Below are 16,169 nucleotides of genomic sequence, written 5' to 3'. Positions count from 1 at the left end.
CGGTTCCAACGCTAGTCAGGACAGGCGTGTGGGCACGTCGGCCGCCAGGGTGATCGGCGGTGTCATCCGCGGGACGGATCAGCCGCCAGCCAGTGCGCCAGCTTGTCCGGATTCAGTACGACCCAGATCCGGGTGATGACGGACCCGGTCACCTCGAGTGAGGCAACAGCCTCGACCCGGCCGCCCCGGCGCAGGACGACGCCGGGACGGCCGTTGATCTCCTCGATCGACAGCACAGCGGCCGACATCAGCGTGACAACGATCCGCGCGGTCTCGATCGGGCCGCGGATCGGGCGCAGCGGCGCGAGGACCCGGCCGCCGCCGTCGCTGACCAGTACGACGTCCGCGGCCAGCACCTCCCGCACGGCCTCCTGGTCCTCCGCCGCACAGGCCGCCGCGAAGCGTCGTACGACGGACTCCATCACCCCACGCGTCCGAGCTTGGCCGGATTCATCACCCACATGAGCTGCTCGATGCCCTCGCTGGTGGCGACCAGGGTCAGCACCGCAAGGATCTTGCCGTCCTGCCGCAGCAGTGCGGCGGGCTGTCCGTTGACGGTCGACAGCTCCACCTCGACCCCGACCCAGAAGCGGTCCTTGAACGAGCGGAAGTACTTCGCCACCGTCTGCGCGCCATGCACCGGGATCTTGGAGGCACTGCGGATCCCTCCGCCGTCGGACACGCTCGTCACGTCCGGGGCGAACAACTCCTCGAGCTCGGCGAGGTCGCCCGACCTCGCCGCGGTCACGAAGGCGCTGAGGAGCTTGCGCTGTTCGGCGCTGTCCACCGGAGTACGACGTTCGCCGGTGACGTGCTTGCGGGCGCGGCTGACGAGCTGGCGGACCGCCGGTTCGTTGAGTTGCAGGATCTCGGCGATCTGCGGATACGGGTAGTCGAACGCCTCCCGCAGTACGTAGGCCGCCCGCTCGTTGGGTGACAGGCGCTCCAGCAGCAGCAGTACGGCGAACTCCAGCGCGTCAGCGCGCTCCGCACCGAGGTACGGGTCCGCACTGGTGTTGACCGGCTCGGGCAGCCACGGCCCGACGTACGTCTCCCGGCGGACCCGGGCCGACTGGGCCGCGTTGATCGCCAGCCGGGTCGTCGCCGTCGCCAGGTACGCCGCCGGATTGGTGACCGTACTGCGGTCAGCCGCCTGCCACCGCAGCCACACGTCCTGGACCAGGTCCTCGGCCTCGGTGGCGCTCCCCAGCATCCGATAGGCGATCCCGAACAGCCGTGGGCGAACGCCCTCGAACACCTCCAGGGCCGAGTCGAGGTCGTCCGCCACCGTCACTCCTCCCATGGCCCCCGCACCGTGTCGTCGAGTCCGGTGGGGGTCTCGCCCGGATCCGTCCGGTCGGTTTCGAGCGCCTGGATCGCGCCGAGCAGACTGGTGTACTCAGTCTGCTCGACCTCGACCTCTTCCGGGTCCACCAGCCACTCACTCGGCGGAGAGTCGGCCGCGGGAGCACCCGCCTGGGCCATGGCCAGGTCGGTCTCGACCTCGCTCTCCAGTCCCTCCAGGAAGTCGCCTGAGCTCATCGATGCGCCTCCGCCCACTCGGGATAGTGGAACTGACCCAGCGTCACGTCATCGATCGGGACCAGACTGTCCTCGAGCAGTTCGCTGCCGAAGTACGTCGCGTGGTCGTCGGTCACCACCTCGCGGTCGGGCAGCGCCATCCGGAAGAACTCGTCCATCCGGTATCGGTCCGGTCCGGCGATGTCCCGGCGGCCGTTCAGCGGCTCGCCGACCGCGGTCCGGGCGACCTGGTCCGCGACATCGTCACCGGCGATCGGCTGGTAGCTCACCGGTGCCATGTGGACCTTGCCTGCCTCGTCGGTGGCGGTGCCCGCGATCGCGTTGGTGAACTCGAAGAACTGCGTCGCGTGCACCAGCGAGAACGGGATGCCACCCTTCTCGATCAGTTGCTCCTGCGCGATCTTGGCCCGGAAGTACCCGTTGGTGGGGAGCCGCTCGGTGCCTACGATCGACACGGCGACATGGTGCCCGACCCCGGCGGCGGCCTCGGCCTCGAGCAGGTTGGTCGTGGACGTTTCGAAGAACTTCATCACGGCGGTGTCCTCGAACGACGGTGAGTTCGACACGTCGACCACCACGGCGGCGCCGGCCAGTACCTCGGCCAGTCCCTCGCCGGTCAGCGTGTTCACTCCGGTGTTCGGTGAGGCCGCGATCGCCTCGTGACCGTCCGCCTCGAATCGCCGGACCAGCTTCGAGCCGATCAGTCCGGTACCGCCGATCACCACGATCTTCATGGTTCGCCTCTCGTGCTCCTGGTGCGCTGGTCGCACTCCTGTCGCCAGCTAAGACAGGGCACCCACCGCGGTTGTGACAGTGCGGGCGGTCACAGTTCGAGACACTGTCCTGTCTCAGTTGGTGACCGGACCGACAAGGAGCCGACCTTGCCCGCAGAACGCACCCCGCTCAGAGCCCGGATGACGGCCCGCGCCGTCGACGAGCCACACCGCACGGCCAGTCCGCTGGAGCTGCTGTTCGACCTGACCCTGGTGGTCGCGGTCGCCGCAGCCACCGCCGAACTGGCGCACAGCATCGAGAGCGGTCATCTCGCCGACGGGGTGGTGCCGTTCCTCGAGGTGTTCTTCGCGATCTGGTGGGCCTGGATGAACTTCACCTGGTTCGCCTCCTCGTACGCCATCGACGACGTCGCGTACCGGCTGCTGACGATGGTGCAGATGGGCGGTGTCCTGGTCATCGCGGCCGGCATACCGGAGGCGGCGACGCATTCGGACTTCCGCTGGGTGGCGCTCGGCTACGTGATCATGCGGCTTGCGCTGGTGGCCCAGTGGCTGCGCGCGGCCGCCGAGGACCCGACCCGTCGGCGTACGGCGCTCCGCTACGCAATCGGGATCTCGGTGGCACAAGTGGGGTGGCTGCTGAGTCTGCTGCTGACCGGCGGCCCCAATCCGCCGGTGTTCCTGGTGCTGGTCGTGCTCGAAATGTCCGTGCCGCGCTGGGCCGAGCGCACCTACCCGACCAACTGGCACCCGCACCACATTGCCGAACGGTACGGACTGTTCACGCTGATCCTGCTCGGCGAGAGCGTGCTGGCGACGACCAGAGGCGTGCAGAACGCGCTCGCCGCCGGTGAGTTCAGCGGCTCGCTCCTGGTCGTCGCAGCGGCCGGTCTGGTGCTGCTCTTCGCGCTCTGGTGGTTCTACTTCCAGCACCCGGCCGGAGAGTGCCTCAGCCAGCGGCGCAACCAGTCGTACCGGTGGGGCTACGGCCACTACGGCGTCTTCGCCTCGCTGGCCGCGCTGGGCGCCGGTCTGGAGGTGGCCGTCCAGACGGGTCACGAGATGGAGGTCTCCCCCGTGACGGTCGGCTACTCGGTCTCGGTGCCTGCTGCCGCGTTCATCGTGCTGCTCTGGGCCGTGCACAAGCCGATCGAGGTGGACCGGGTGATCCATCCCGCGCTGATTCTCTGCGCTGCCGCCGTCCTCGCGGTCGTCCCGCTGACGGCCGAGCAGATCGGCGTACCGGCCGTCGTCGTCGTGACCGCCGCCGTCTGCTCGCTGGTCGCCGTGGTCGCCGGTCAGCCGGTCGGGTCGTCGCCAGGGGTGACCAAGCCGCACTCGTAGGCGAAGACGACGGCCTGGACGCGGTCGCGCAAGCCGAGCTTGAGCAGCACGCGGGAGACGTGGGTCTTGACCGTGGCCTCGCCGACGTACAACTGGTTGGCGATCTCGGTGTTGGTCAGGCCGCGGGCGATCAGGCCGAGCACCTCACGCTCGCGCTCGGTCAGGTCCTCCAGCAGGTCCGGGCGGTAGACCCGCTCGCCGCCACCGGTGAACCGCTTGATGACCCGACGGGTCACCTCGGGCGCGAGCAGCGCATGACCGGAGTGCACGACCTGGATCGCGTCGACCAGGTCCTCGGGCGCCGTGTTCTTGAGCAGGAACCCGCTGGCCCCGGCGCCGAGCGACTCGAACAGGTAGTCGTCCCGGTCGAACGTCGTCAGGATGACGACCTTGCCCGCGTCCGCCGCGACGATCCGCTGGGTCGCGGTGATCCCGTCCATGCCGGGCATCTGGACATCCATCAGTACGACGTCCGGCCGCAGCGCCAGCGCGAGCTCGATCGCCTTCTCCCCGTCGGAGGCCTCGCCGACCACCTCGATCTCCGGCTCGACCGACAGGATCATCCGGAACCCGGCCCGGACCAGGTCCTGGTCGTCCACCAGCAGGACGCGCATCGGCTCGGTCACCGCGTCGGTCATGCCTGGGTCGGTCATCCCTGGTCTCCTCCTTGCAGCGGGCGGTTCTGCGGGTCGAGCGGGATCCGAACCCGGACCCGGAAGCCACCGGCTGCTGTTGCGCGCGGCCCGATCTCGGTCTCGCCGCCGAGCAGACCGACCCTCTCACGGATCCCGACATGGCCGAGCCGGCTGCCGACCGGGGCGTGCTTGGGCCTGCCGTCGTCGATCACCTCGAGCTCGACCGAGTCACCAAGATAACGCAGCGTGATGTGAGCACTCCGCGCCGTCGAGTGCCGCCGTACGTTGGTCAGCGCTTCCTGGGCGATCCGGTAGACCGACACCGAGACCGTCTCGGGCAGCTGGACCGGCTGGCCGATCTGGTGGAAGCCGACCGACAGGCCCTCGCCGTTCACATCCGCAATCAGCGCCGGGAGCCGATCGGCGCCCGCCTGCGGCGCCTTGGCAGCCGGCGTCTCCAGGTCGACGTCCGGGTCCGCGGCGCGGAGCATGCCGAGGAGCTGGCGCATCTCGTTGACCGCCGTACGGCTGGAGTTCTCGATCACGCTCAGCGCGTTCTTGGCCGCGTCGGGGTCGGAGTCCATCACCCGCCGGGCGCCGCCGGCCTGCACGCCGATGCTGCTGATGTGGTGCGCGACGACGTCGTGCAGCTCGCGGGAGATCCGCAGCCGCTCGTCGATCACGGCGCGGCGGGAGTTCGCCTCCTGCTGAACGGCGAGCTCGGTGGCCTGCTGCTCGAGTTCATGGCGCTGCCGAGCGGTGCCCCACGCGGTCCGGCCCCAGAAATAGGCGCCGAAGAAGTAGAGGATGTTCAGCGCGACGGTGAGGATCACGCTGGAGACGTACGGCGAGAGCAGCGCGTGGTTCGGGCCCTCGATCTCGTTGTTGCGCAGGGCTCTGACGAAGTTGATCGCCAGCCAGCCGAACATCCCGATGAAGACGACCGCGACCGCCGCCTTCATCAGCCGCCGGTCCCGGGACCAGGCGACGGCCGCGTAGATGGCCATGAACAGCGACGCCTGGGTGGTGAGGTTGCTGGCGAAGGCGAAGGTCGCCCGCTCCCCCGTGACCACGAACAGCGCCGCGACCGCCAGCAGCACCGGGATCGGGAACCGGCGGCGGAAGCACAGCGGCAGAGAGACCGCCGCACTCAGCACGTACGCCTCGACTCCGCCGATCCCGAGATCCACGTGGGTCGACGAGGCGCCCCGCGCCAACTCGGTGCCGATCACCGCGGCGACGGCCATCCCGAGGCCCAGCAGTACGTCGGCACGCCGCTGCGCCGCGGTCGGACCGGGCCGCACCCAGCCCCGGACAGTCGTCCCGGTGCCGGGTGGTGTCCCCGGTTCGGCGGCCGCGGACGTCGTACCCAGTTCAAGCGTGGCCATAGCCCATCAGCCTACGGGTGGATCACCCCTGACCAGGGCCGCGTACCCTTGGAGTCGTGACGATCGCCCCAGAAGGACGGAAGCTACTCAGGCTCGAGGTGCGCAACGCGGAGACCCCGATCGAGCGCAAACCCGACTGGATCAAGACCAGGGCCAAGATGGGCCCGGAGTACCAGGCACTGCAGAAGCTGGTGAAGTCCGAGCAGCTGCACACCGTGTGTCAGGAAGCCGGCTGCCCGAACATCTTCGAGTGCTGGGAAGACCGCGAGGCCACGTTCCTCATCGGCGGTGACCAATGCACCCGCCGCTGCGACTTCTGCCAGATCGACACCGGCAAGCCGGAGGCGCTGGACCGGGACGAGCCGCGCCGGGTCGCCGAGTCGGTCCGGACCATGGGCCTGCGCTACGCAACCGTGACCGGCGTCGCCCGCGACGACCTGGACGACGGCGGCGCCTGGCTGTACGCCGAGACGATCCGCCAGATCCACGAGCTGAACCCGGGCACCGGCGTCGAGATGCTCGCGCCCGACTTCAACGCGGTTCCCGAGCAGCTGGCCGAGGTGTTCTCGTCGCGGCCCGAGGTGTTCGCGCACAACGTCGAGACGGTGCCGCGGATCTTCCGCCGGATCCGGCCGGGCTTCCGCTACGAGCGCTCGCTGGACGTCATCACCCAGGCCCGCGACTACGGCCTGGTGACCAAGTCGAACCTGATCCTCGGCATGGGCGAGACCCGGGACGAGGTCAGCCAGGCGCTGCGCGACCTGCACGCCGCCGGCTGCGAGATCATCACCATCACCCAGTACCTGCGCCCCTCGGTGCGGCACCACCCGGTCGAGCGGTGGGTCCGGCCCGAGGAGTTCGTGGAACTGCAGGGCGAGGCCGAGGCGATCGGTTTCGCCGGAGTCATGTCCGGACCCCTCGTGCGTTCGTCGTACCGGGCCGGTCGGCTGTACCGTCAGGCTGTGGAGTCGCGGATGAACGCCGCGGAACAGACCGCTTAAACACAGGGATCCGGGAGAGATGGCCAAGAACGACGCGCCCGAAGAGAAGAAGACCGGTCGGCTGAAGCAGATCGCCTCGGCGTACAAGATGACCAGGAAGTCCGACCCGACGATCGGACTGGTGCTCGCCGGGATCTTCCTGGGCGTCGTCGCCGTCTTCGTGGTGGTCGGTCTGCTGGTCGGGCCGCTGATGGTGTGGATCCCGCTGGGTGTCGCGCTCGGCTTCCTCGCCGCCACGATCATCTTCGGCCGCAGGGTCGAGAAGGCGGCGTACAGCCAGATCGAGGGCCAGGCGGGTGCGGCCGCGTCCGCGCTGCAGACCCTGCGTCGTGGCTGGACCGTGACGCCCGCCGTGGCGGTCACCAAGAACGCCGACATCGTGCACCGGGTCGTCGGCCGTCCCGGCATCGTGCTGGTTGGCGAGGGGCAGGCGAGCCGGGTGAAGAACCTGCTCGCCGCCGAGGGCAAGAAGCACAACCGGGTGGCCGGTGGCGCGCCGGTGATCCAGATCGTGGCCGGGCAGGGCGAGGACGAGATCGACATCCGCAAGCTCACCAAGCACGTGATGAAGCTGCCCCAGGCGCTCCAGCCGTCGGAGATCACCGACCTGCTGCAGCGGCTGAAGGCGCTGGACGCCGTCCGCCCGCAGGTGCCGATGCCGAAGGGCCCGGTGCCGACCAGCCTCAAGGGCGCCAGGCAGGCCATGAAGGGCCGCTGACTCGGCGCTGGGGGGCGACGAGCGAGATGCCGGGGTAACCCGGCGGCCGCTCATCAGTTGATCTGTCCGTGACGTGGCACGAGTGTGCCTTCGTGTCGCGTCGTGGGGCGGAGGTTGGGCCTTAAGGTGCGACCAGGACGGATCGAGGACACGAGGTTGACGATCATGACGGATCTCCTGCCGGTTGTGCATCAGCCGGTGACCGAGACGTGGCCGACGCTGGCCCGCCCTCGGTCGAACCCGGTACGCCGGGCCGGCGCGCTGGCCGCGCTCCGTCTGATCGCCAGGGACCTGCCGGCCACGATCCACCTCGAGAACAGGTCCTACGGCCTCGGCGGGCCGGCGATGCGGGTGCACCGCAGCGCCGCGTTCCTGGACCGGCTGGGTCACGACGCCGGGTCCGGATTCGGTGAGGCCTATCTGGCCGGCGACTGGGATCCCGAGCCGGGCACCGACCTGTCCGATCTGCTCGTCCCGTTCGCAGAGCGGTTCAGCAACGAGGAGACCCGGCACCTGCTGCCCAGATGGGCACAGTCGCTGCGCTGGCTGGTGACCCGGTCCCAGCCGGGCGACCAGGAGAACGACCGGGCCGGCGCCCGTGAGAACGTCAGCCGCCACTACGACCTCAGCAACTCGATGTTCTCCGAGTTCCTCGACCCCACCTTGACCTACTCGGCGGCGTACTTCGGCCCCGCCGCTGCAGCTGACCTGGCGACAGCGTCGTACGACGAACTCACGCAGGCGCAGCTGAACAAGCTCGACGCGATCCTCGACGCGGCCGGGGTGGTGTCCGGATCGCGGGTGCTCGACATCGGGTGCGGCTGGGCCAGCCTGGCGATCCGCGCCGCGCAGCGTGGTGCCTGGGTCACCGCGATCACGATCGCGTCGCAGCAGGCGTTGATGGCTCAGCGCCGGATCGCGGACGCCGGCGTGGGCGACCGGGTGCAGGTCGCGTTGCGTGACTACCGGGATCAGATCGGCGAGTTCGACGCCGTACTGAGCGTGGAGATGATCGAGGCGGTCGGCGAGAAGTACTGGCCGGTCTACTTCGACGCGATCGAGCGGCGGCTCGCGCCCGGTGGGGTCGCCGTCGTCCAGGCGATCGTGATGCCGCACGAGCGGATGCTGGCCACCCGGAACACGTTCACCTGGGTGCAGAAGTACATCTTCCCCGGCGGCCTGATCCCCTCGATCAAGGTGATCGACGACATCACCACGCGGCACACCGGAATGCGTCTCGAGGTGCTCCGGCACCTCGGTGCCGACTACGCGCGGACCCTGCGGATCTGGCGGAACCGCTTCATCGAACGCTGGCCGGCCATCGCCGATCTCGGCTTCGACGACACCTTCCGCCGGATGTGGGAGTTCTACCTCGCGTACTCCGAGGCCGGCTTCCGCACCGGCTACCTGGACGACGTCCAGCTCCGGCTCACCCGGCGCTGACTACCGCAGTACGACGGCGGTGTTCGCGGCGCGATCGTGGAGGCCGCGGCGGTCGCGGTCGTAGACGACGGCCGGGATCAGCAGGCAGATCAGGAACGCGCGGATGACGCCGGCCAGGAGCCCCGGTTGCGTCGTGTAACTGGTGGTGCCGCGGATCGGGATCACCCGCATCCCGCACACACGGTGACCGATGGTGCCGCCGGCCAGCCCGGTCAGGATCGCGGTGATGGCGAAGAAGGTGACCAGTTGCGCGGTCCCGAAGTCGTTGCCGCCCGCCCAGATGGGCTTCGACGTGATCGCGGACGCGATCAGCCCGGCGATCAGCCAGTCCAGCAGCAGCGCCAGGATGCGGCGGCCCCAGCCCGCGACCGAGCCCGGTCCGGTGGCCGGGAGTCCCAGCCGGTTCCCCGGGAACCGGAATTCCTCGGAGGGTCCTGTGCCCGGCTGCGCGGATGATGCCATGATGGCTAGCCTACGGAAGCGGTCCGGGCCGGGACACAGCGGACCGGGAGATCTCAGGCCGTCACCGCCGTACACCAGTGGGTCAGCGCGGACACGCTGGGCGTAACATCCGCGAAACATTGGGGTCACGGCCGAGTAATCGGCAGGCCCTACGTTCAGATGAATCTCTGAGCCACCCCGAGGAGTACGTATGTTTTCCAGCGCTGAGGAGCTGCTCGCCTACGTCAAGGACGAGGGCGTCGAGATCATCGACGTCCGGTTCTGCGACCTGCCGGGCATCATGCAGCACTTCACCGTCCCGGTGTCGTCGTTCGGACCCGAGGTCTTCGAAGAGGGCCTGATGTTCGACGGGTCGTCGGTACGCGGGTTCCAGCAGATCCACGAGTCCGACATGAAGCTGCTGCCCGACCCGACCTCCGCCTTCGTCGACGAGTACCGCGGCACCAAGACGCTGGCCATCAACTTCTTCGTGCACGACCCGCTGACCGGCGAGGCGTACAGCCGCGACCCGCGCAACATCGCCCGCAAGGCGCAGGAGTACCTGAAGTCGACCGGCATCGCCGACACCGCGTTCTTCGCGCCCGAGGCCGAGTTCTACGTCTTCGACGACGTCCGGTTCGAGACCAAGGCGAACTCCGGCTACTACTCGATCGACTCGGTCGCCGGCGCCTGGAACACCGGTCGGGTCGAGGACGGCGGCAACCGCGGCTACAAGGTCCGCTACAAGGGTGGCTACTTCCCGGTCGCGCCGACCGACCACTTCGGCGACCTGCGCGACGACATCACGCTGGCCCTGGAGCGGTCCGGCCTGCTGGTCGAGCGCGCGCACCACGAGGTCGGTACGGCGGGTCAGGCGGAGATCAACTTCCGCTTCGACGAGCTGCTGAAGACCGCGGACAACCTGCAGAAGTTCAAGTACATCGTCAAGAACACCGCCTGGGCGGCCGGCAAGACCGCGACCTTCATGCCCAAGCCGATCTTCGGTGACAACGGCTCCGGCATGCACTGCCACCAGTCGCTGTTCTCCGGCGGCGACGCGCTGTTCTACGACGAGTCCGGGTACGGCGGCCTGTCCGACGTGGCCCGCTGGTACATCGGCGGCCTGCTCAAGCACGCCCCGTCGCTGCTGGCCTTCACCAACCCGACGGTGAACTCCTACCACCGGCTGGTGCCGGGCTTCGAGGCGCCGGTCAACCTGGTCTACTCGCAGCGCAACCGCTCGGCCTGCATCCGGATCCCTATCACCGGTTCCAACCCGAAGGCGAAGCGGATCGAGTTCCGCTGCCCCGACCCGTCGGCGAACCCGTACCTGGCCTTCGCGGCCCAGCTGCTGGCCGGCCTGGACGGCATCCGGAACAAGATCGAGCCGATCGACCCGGTCGACAAGGACCTCTACGAGCTCCCGCCGGAGGAGCACGCGAGCATCCCGCAGGTGCCCACCTCGCTCCCGGCCGTGATCGACGCCCTCGAGGCCGACCACGCCTTCCTGCTCGAAGGCGACGTCTTCACCGAGGACCTGATCGAGACCTGGATCGACCTCAAGCGCGAGCAGGAAATCGCCCCGATCCAGCTCCGCCCCCACCCACACGAGTTCGAGCTGTACTACGACGTCTGAGCACCAGCTGACGAGTCCACCCGTGGCGCCTGAGGGTGCCCGGGTGGACTTGTTGCGTCAGGGGCGGATGACGCGACCGGGTTCGAACGGCTTCAGCACGCCCGGCGTACGACCGGTCATGATCAGCTCGGACATGTACAGACCGGTCGCCGGAGCCAGGGTGATGCCTGACATCGAGTGGCCTGTCGCGAGATAGACGTTCTCGAACCCGGGCACGCGTCCCAGGATGGGCAGGCCGTCGGCGGCGAGGGGTCTCATCCCGACCCACTCGTCCTCGACGGTGCCGTCGGGCCAGTCCGCGAGGTACCTGCGCGCTCCTGCTTTGATGGCGTGGATGCGGCGTTCGTCGAGCCGCAGGTTGAGGCCGCTCAGTTCCATCGTCCCGGAGACGCGCGTCTTGCCGTCGGACAGCGGCGTGACGACCACCTTCGACTCACCGAAGTGAATCGGCCTGCGCGGCTGGATCCGGGGACGGATGGAGAAGCTGTAGCCCTTGCCGGCCTGCATCAGCAGCTTGACGCCGAGCATCCGCGGGAGAGGTTCGGTCCAGGCTCCGGCAGCGAGTACGACGTTCTCGACCTCGAACCGTCCCGAGGACGTGCGCAGTGCGGTCGCTCGCCCGTTGCGGTGTTCGATTCCGGCAACCTCGGTGCCCTCGAGGATCTCGGCGTCGAGGGCGTCCGCGAAGCCACGGCTGATCCTCGCCGGGTCGACGTGCGCCTCTCCTTCGATCACGAACCCCGCCGACACCTCGTCCGACAGCAGCGGCTCGGCCTTGTGCAGCTCGTCCTCGGTCAAGATTGCCTCGGGCAACGGATACCCGTACCTCGCCAGCATCTTCAGCCGATCGAGATCACCCTCGAGCGCTTCGGCCTCGCGGGCCACCATCAGGATCCCCGCGCGCTCGATGCCGAAGTCGATTCTGGCGGCGACGAGTTCGGCGTACAGGGCGTGGGTCTTCTCGCCCAACTGTGCCGTAGCCCGCATTCCGCGCTGGAAGGCGTCATCGTTGCAGTGGCGCCAGCACCTCCACGCCCAGCGGATGAAGTCGGGGTCCGCACGCAGGGCGAAGTAGATCGGAGATGCGGGATCCGACAGGGACCTCAACGTGTAGCTCACCAGGCCCCTGGCCGGGATCGGCGCGGCGAACGAGGGGGCGATCCAGCCGCTGTTGCCCCACGAGGCTCCGCTGCCGATCCGACGGGCTTCGATCACCCGTACCGCCGCGCCGGCTTGGGCGAGATAGTAGGCGGTGGCGAGACCGATGGCCCCGCCCCCGACCACGGTGACTTCCTTGGTCACGACCGGCTCCTGTCAGGGAAAGTCGATCACGACGCCGATGCCCTCACGCTGCACGAGCGCGACGATCGATGCTGCAGCCGCGACGTCTTGGATCGCCAGTCCCAAGGACTCGAACACCGTGATCTGGTCTGTCGCCGTCCGCCCGGCCCGAGTGCCGACGAGCAGCTCACCGACCTCGGGTGGATCGAACGGGCCGGCGAGCGCACCCTCGTCGAGTGGTATCAGCATGTCGCCCGCATTGGCGAAGGCACCTTCGCGGCTGTCGACAGCGAAGACGTCCACCTTCTGCACCAGGTTCGTGCAGAGTTCGCGACCCTCCCGGTGGAAGGCGCCGACCGCGTTGAGGTGAGTGCCCGGGGAGATCCAGTCCCCGTCGATCAAGGGATCCGTCGACGACGTGACGCTGCAGACGAGGTCCGCTCCGTCCACGGCAGACTGCACGCTGTCGCAGATCTCGACCTCGAAGCCGCCAGCCTCGGCCCAGCGAACGAACTCGAGCGCTCGTTGCTCGGTCCGGTTCCACACGCGGACGCGCCGGAGTTTGCGGACCTCAGCCATCGCGAGCAGGTGGCTCCGAGCCTGTACTCCGGCGCCGATGATGGCGAGGTCACCCGCGTCCGGGTTTGCCAGCAGATCGGTGGCAGCGCCCGAGGTCGCAGCCGTTCGAAGCTCTGTCACCACTCCGCCCTCCAGCAGCGCCAGCAGTACGCCGGTCACGGGGTCGAGCAGAGCGACGAACGCCTGGATCGTCTCCAGGCCACGCTGCTGGTTCCCAGGAACGATCGTCAGCACCTTGAGCCCGACGCCTCCTTCAACAGAGGCGGGCTTGAGCCACACAGACCCATCGAACGCCGGCGGGTCCAGCACCACGCGAGGAGGCTGGAACACCTCTCCCCTGCCATGCGCGGCCATCGCCGAGCGCATCAACTCCACCGCGTCGCCCATCGGGAACGCCGCCCGTACGTCCGTCGCAGTCAGTACCAGCATCGCGGCCTCCCGAATCGCGTCACGCGTTCACGCTAGAGGGATGGTCGTGGGCCAGGCATTCTCCCGTCGTCGGAAAGCGGCAGCCCGCTCTCCTTCTCCTGTAGCTACTTCCTCAGGCCGATCAGCCGGGCGATCTTGAGGCCCAGGTGGTACACGAGGCGGTCCTCCCCGTTGGACAGGTGCGCGCCGGTCAGTTCTTCGATCCGCTGGAGCCGGTAGTACAGCGTGGTGCGATGCACGAACAGTTGCTCCGCCGTCGCCTGGACGTCACCCGCGTTCTCCAGGAACGCTTCGAGGGTGTCGACCAGTTGGGCGCCCTTCGGACCTGATCCGATCAACTGGAGCAGGCCGGGCGGCACGCAGGTCTCGTCGAGTTCACGACTCGGGATCCTGGTGAGCAGTCCGTAGACGCCGAGCTCCTCGTGGGACATCACGCGATCCGGGCCTGCCATGACGCGAGCCACCCGGGCTGCTCGTTGCGCCGTCTCGTACGAGCTGTGCGCATCGGTCAGATCGCCGGCCACGCTGCCGATACCGGCGTACGGATCACTGTCGGGCAGATCCGCCAGGATGCTCGACAGCAACTCGCCCACCAGCGCGACCTTCTCCGTGCCGCCGAACATCGGGTCCTTGTCGGAGAGCAGCAGAAGGCCATGCTCTCGCCGGACCAGCCCGATGTGCCGACGATCGCTCAGCCGCCGACCGGTGCGATCGAGCCATCCACTGAGTACGTCGCGCTCACGCTCGGACAGTCCGCGACCATCCGGGGCGAGCGTGACCACCACAACGCACACTGGTTCGGATGCCACGAAGTAGTCGGCGTCGACGAGGTCGGCCGCGGCGTGCCGGCGGGCAGCCAGGTCGCCGGCCAGTAGCAACTCGTGGGCAAGGTCGCGAACCCTGCTCTGGCTGAACTCCTCTGCCAGTTGGTCTCGATGCAGGGCGGCAGCCAGCGTCTCGGTCGTCTGGGAAACGGTCTTGAGCTCTTCCGCGGTGAGCTCGGTCTCCCCCTCGACGATCCAGATGTATCCGACCAGCGCGCCCTGCCACCGGATCGGGACCACCAATCGTTGATGGGTGCAACCGATCCGTGCATCGAGCGGCGGCCGGAACGGCTCCACCGCGGTCCGCGCTCCGGCCGCCTGCGTCCAGGCCAGCACCTCCGGACGTACGTCGCGTTGCTGGAAGATCGACTGCTGGCGCAGCGGGTCGACAGGGCCGTACTCGTGCGAGGAGAAGGCCAGTTGACGCATCCAGGCATCGTCGACGCTCACGTTGCGACGGATCTTGTGGCCGAGAGCATCAACCAACCGTTGGAGCTCTGACGTCATCCTCCGACGATAGCCTCCGGCGGCCGGTGTCACACACCCGTTCTGTCCTGGCCCCACGACCGTAGGTACTCGGGGACCGCCGTACCGGCCGGCACGTGTTCGTCCGGGATCGGCTCACCGGGTGTCACCCGCAACGGGAGCTCGCCCGCCCAGACAGGCAGGGCTCGATCCGCTACCGCGTCATCCCCGTCGCCGGTGCGCATCTTGACCGAGCACTCGTCCAGCGGAATGGACACCAGCAGGGCGCTGCCGAGCTCCGCATCTGTCAGCGGGCGCAGGTCCGGCAACCGGCCCGGAATGCATTTCTCGACGAGAGCCAGCATGCGCTCCAGTTTGGCCTCGGGATCCTCGACCGCCGTACCCCTGCCCAGGACAACGACCGATCGATAGTTCACCGAGTTCTGCAGCACGGAGCGTCCCATCGCCAGACCGTCGAGGACCGTGGCTTCCACACAGACCGGCGCGCCGTCGGCGATCAGGTTGAACATCCGGTTCCGGCGCGATCCGTGGATGAGCAACGAATCGCCGACCCGCACGTGCAGGGTGGGCAGCACGTACGGCTGGTCGTCGACGACGAAGCCGACGTGACACATCAGCGACTCGTCCAGGATCTCGTGGACCTTGTCGAGGTCGTACGACGCCCGGGCGGGTCGACGGCGCACCCGGACCCGCGGACTCGCGGGTCCCGTCGACTTGTCGGTCGCACCTCTACTCGGCATTCTCAGCGGCCTTCCTGCCGGCACAACGTTCTTTGCACCGATCCTCGGCAGCCCGGTCCGCGATTGCTAACGACAGGTGATGCAAAACGCGCGGCACGGGTCCGACGTGCGACGCAAGTACGAACGGCCCGACCGCTCTACGGTTCAGATGACCGTTCGTCCCACCTGACAGAGGATCCTCATGATCGGCTTCGTCGGCGCAGGAAACATGGCCAGTGCAATCGCGCGTGGGCTCGGTGAGCCGGTCTACGCGACCGATGCGGGCTCCGGGCGGGCGGCGGCTCTCGTGGCGGAGCTGGGCGGAGAGGTGATGTCCACCAACGCCGACCTGTTCAAGCGGTCCGAAACCATCTTCCTCGGCCATCGACCCGACCAGCTGGCCGAGATCGCCGAGGGTGTCGACGCGACGGGGAAGATGGTGATCTCGATGATGGGCCCGACCACCATCGCCGAGCTCCAAGCCGCCTACCCGGGCGCCACCGTCGTACGGACGATGCCGAACACGCCGGTCGAGGTCCGCAGAGGCGTGGTTGCCGTCGCCGCGGGGGGCGAACCCGCGGTCGAGCTCCTCTCCCGGCTCGGGACGGTCGTCGTACTCCCGGAGCGCCAGATGGACCTGGCCACGGCGACGGCCGGGGTCATGCCCGCCTACATCGCCGTCCTGGCCGAGGCCGCGATCGACGCCGCGGTCTGCCACGGACTCGACCTCAAGAGCGCCAAAGCCATGTTCCTCGAGACCATGGCCGGTACAGCCGAGCTCCTGATCAAACGCGACGGCGACACCCTCGCCGTACGCCGTGAGGTCGGCACACCGGGCGAGTCCACGGTCCGTGGCGTCGCGGCCCTCGAACGGAACAACGTCCGTACGGCGTTCATGGACGCCTACCACGATGTCCTCACCCGCCTGAGCCGTCCGTACACCGGCGGCGCCATCGTCGCGGACTGACA

The 16,169-nt window shown here is 68.5% G+C and carries 17 protein-coding genes; 6 read left to right on the top strand and 11 right to left on the bottom strand.

The genetic code is table 11. The annotated features are described in order from the left end of the window. Nucleotides 1–62: 62 nt before the first annotated feature. Genes E0H73_RS02800 through E0H73_RS02785 form a run of 4 tightly spaced genes read right to left on the bottom strand, consistent with a single transcriptional unit; the run spans nt 63 to nt 2,276 of the window. Nucleotides 63–422 carry a sigma-70 family RNA polymerase sigma factor family protein gene (locus tag E0H73_RS02800; RefSeq protein WP_238163769.1) on the bottom strand — a complete coding sequence of 120 codons (360 nt, stop codon included), beginning with the start codon at nt 420–422 and terminating at the stop codon, nt 63–65. Then, nucleotides 422–1,288 (bottom strand): RNA polymerase sigma-70 factor, encoded by an 867-nt coding sequence (locus E0H73_RS02795; RefSeq protein ID WP_238163768.1) that lies wholly within the window; start codon nt 1,286–1,288, stop codon nt 422–424. The genes E0H73_RS02800 and E0H73_RS02795 overlap by 1 nt, the downstream gene beginning before the upstream one ends. Before the next feature lie 2 nt (nt 1,289–1,290). Then, nucleotides 1,291–1,542, bottom strand: a complete 252-nt coding sequence (locus E0H73_RS02790; RefSeq protein WP_131350699.1) for a hypothetical protein — start codon at nt 1,540–1,542, stop codon at nt 1,291–1,293. Next, on the bottom strand, nt 1,539–2,276 hold the full coding sequence (locus E0H73_RS02785; protein WP_131350696.1) for an SDR family oxidoreductase: 738 nt from the start codon (nt 2,274–2,276) through the stop codon (nt 1,539–1,541). The genes E0H73_RS02790 and E0H73_RS02785 overlap by 4 nt, the downstream gene beginning before the upstream one ends. 147 nt (nt 2,277–2,423) lie before the next feature. On the opposite strand from E0H73_RS02785, the gene E0H73_RS02780 reads away from it, so the two are divergent. Further along, the gene (locus E0H73_RS02780; RefSeq protein ID WP_238163767.1) at nt 2,424–3,620 is read left to right on the top strand and encodes a low temperature requirement protein A; all 1,197 of its coding nucleotides are present in this window, start codon (nt 2,424–2,426) and stop codon (nt 3,618–3,620) included. Here the strand turns inward: E0H73_RS02780 and E0H73_RS02775 are convergent. Both E0H73_RS02775 and E0H73_RS02770 read right to left on the bottom strand, forming a co-directional pair. After that, the gene (locus E0H73_RS02775; protein ID WP_131352494.1) at nt 3,575–4,258 is read right to left on the bottom strand and encodes a response regulator; all 684 of its coding nucleotides are present in this window, start codon (nt 4,256–4,258) and stop codon (nt 3,575–3,577) included. The genes E0H73_RS02780 and E0H73_RS02775 overlap by 46 nt on opposite strands. 11 nt (nt 4,259–4,269) lie before the next feature. After that, on the bottom strand, nt 4,270–5,643 hold the full coding sequence (locus tag E0H73_RS02770; protein WP_131350693.1) for a sensor histidine kinase: 1,374 nt from the start codon (nt 5,641–5,643) through the stop codon (nt 4,270–4,272). Between the two features lie 56 nt (nt 5,644–5,699). Here E0H73_RS02770 and lipA point away from each other — a divergent pair, with 56 nt between their 5' ends. The 3 genes from lipA to E0H73_RS02755 all read left to right on the top strand — a co-directional run bounded on the left by lipA (nt 5,700) and on the right by E0H73_RS02755 (nt 8,805). Next, nucleotides 5,700–6,644: a lipoyl synthase gene (gene lipA / locus E0H73_RS02765; protein WP_131350690.1), complete on the top strand. Its 945-nt coding sequence runs from the start codon at nt 5,700–5,702 to the stop codon at nt 6,642–6,644. 19 nt (nt 6,645–6,663) lie between these two features. After that, entirely contained in the window at nt 6,664–7,362 is a 699-nt protein-coding gene (locus tag E0H73_RS02760; RefSeq protein WP_131350687.1) for a DUF4191 domain-containing protein, read from the top strand. A 165-nt stretch (nt 7,363–7,527) separates the two neighbouring features. Further along, nucleotides 7,528–8,805 carry an SAM-dependent methyltransferase gene (locus tag E0H73_RS02755; RefSeq protein WP_131350684.1) on the top strand — a complete coding sequence of 426 codons (1,278 nt, stop codon included), beginning with the start codon at nt 7,528–7,530 and terminating at the stop codon, nt 8,803–8,805. On the opposite strand, the gene E0H73_RS02750 is transcribed toward E0H73_RS02755, so the two are convergent. Continuing rightward, nucleotides 8,806–9,267, bottom strand: coding sequence for an RDD family protein (locus E0H73_RS02750; RefSeq protein ID WP_131350680.1), 462 nt, complete (start codon nt 9,265–9,267; stop codon nt 8,806–8,808). Nucleotides 9,268–9,457: 190 nt separating this feature from the next. On the opposite strand from E0H73_RS02750, the gene glnA reads away from it, so the two are divergent. After that, nucleotides 9,458–10,882, top strand: a complete 1,425-nt coding sequence (glnA, locus tag E0H73_RS02745) for a type I glutamate--ammonia ligase (RefSeq protein ID WP_131350677.1) — start codon at nt 9,458–9,460, stop codon at nt 10,880–10,882. A 57-nt stretch (nt 10,883–10,939) separates the two neighbouring features. Here the strand turns inward: glnA and E0H73_RS02740 are convergent, their stop codons facing one another. The 4 genes from E0H73_RS02740 to E0H73_RS02725 form a co-directional block, all read right to left on the bottom strand. After that, nucleotides 10,940–12,184, bottom strand: a complete 1,245-nt coding sequence (locus E0H73_RS02740; RefSeq protein ID WP_131350674.1) for an NAD(P)/FAD-dependent oxidoreductase — start codon at nt 12,182–12,184, stop codon at nt 10,940–10,942. A 12-nt stretch (nt 12,185–12,196) separates the two neighbouring features. Further along, a complete protein-coding gene (locus E0H73_RS02735; protein ID WP_131350671.1) occupies nt 12,197–13,171 on the bottom strand; it encodes an ornithine cyclodeaminase family protein in 975 nt (324 codons plus the stop codon). Nucleotides 13,172–13,275: 104 nt separating this feature from the next. Continuing rightward, entirely contained in the window at nt 13,276–14,502 is a 1,227-nt protein-coding gene (locus E0H73_RS02730) for a PucR family transcriptional regulator (RefSeq protein WP_131350668.1), read from the bottom strand. 29 nt (nt 14,503–14,531) lie between these two features. Continuing rightward, the gene (locus E0H73_RS02725) at nt 14,532–15,221 is read right to left on the bottom strand and encodes a pyridoxamine 5'-phosphate oxidase family protein (protein WP_131350665.1); all 690 of its coding nucleotides are present in this window, start codon (nt 15,219–15,221) and stop codon (nt 14,532–14,534) included. Nucleotides 15,222–15,402: 181 nt separating this feature from the next. Between E0H73_RS02725 and E0H73_RS02720 the strand changes: the two genes are divergently transcribed. Continuing rightward, nucleotides 15,403–16,167, top strand: coding sequence for a pyrroline-5-carboxylate reductase family protein (locus E0H73_RS02720; RefSeq protein ID WP_131350663.1), 765 nt, complete (start codon nt 15,403–15,405; stop codon nt 16,165–16,167). Nucleotides 16,168–16,169: the final 2 nt, after the last annotated feature.

Source organism: Kribbella pittospori, from assembly GCF_004331465.1.
In the GTDB taxonomy this organism is placed as follows: Bacteria; Actinomycetota; Actinomycetes; order Propionibacteriales; family Kribbellaceae; genus Kribbella; species Kribbella pittospori.
The sequence above is the reverse complement of the archived record's forward strand: the minus strand, read 5'-3'. Positions and strand labels throughout refer to the sequence as shown.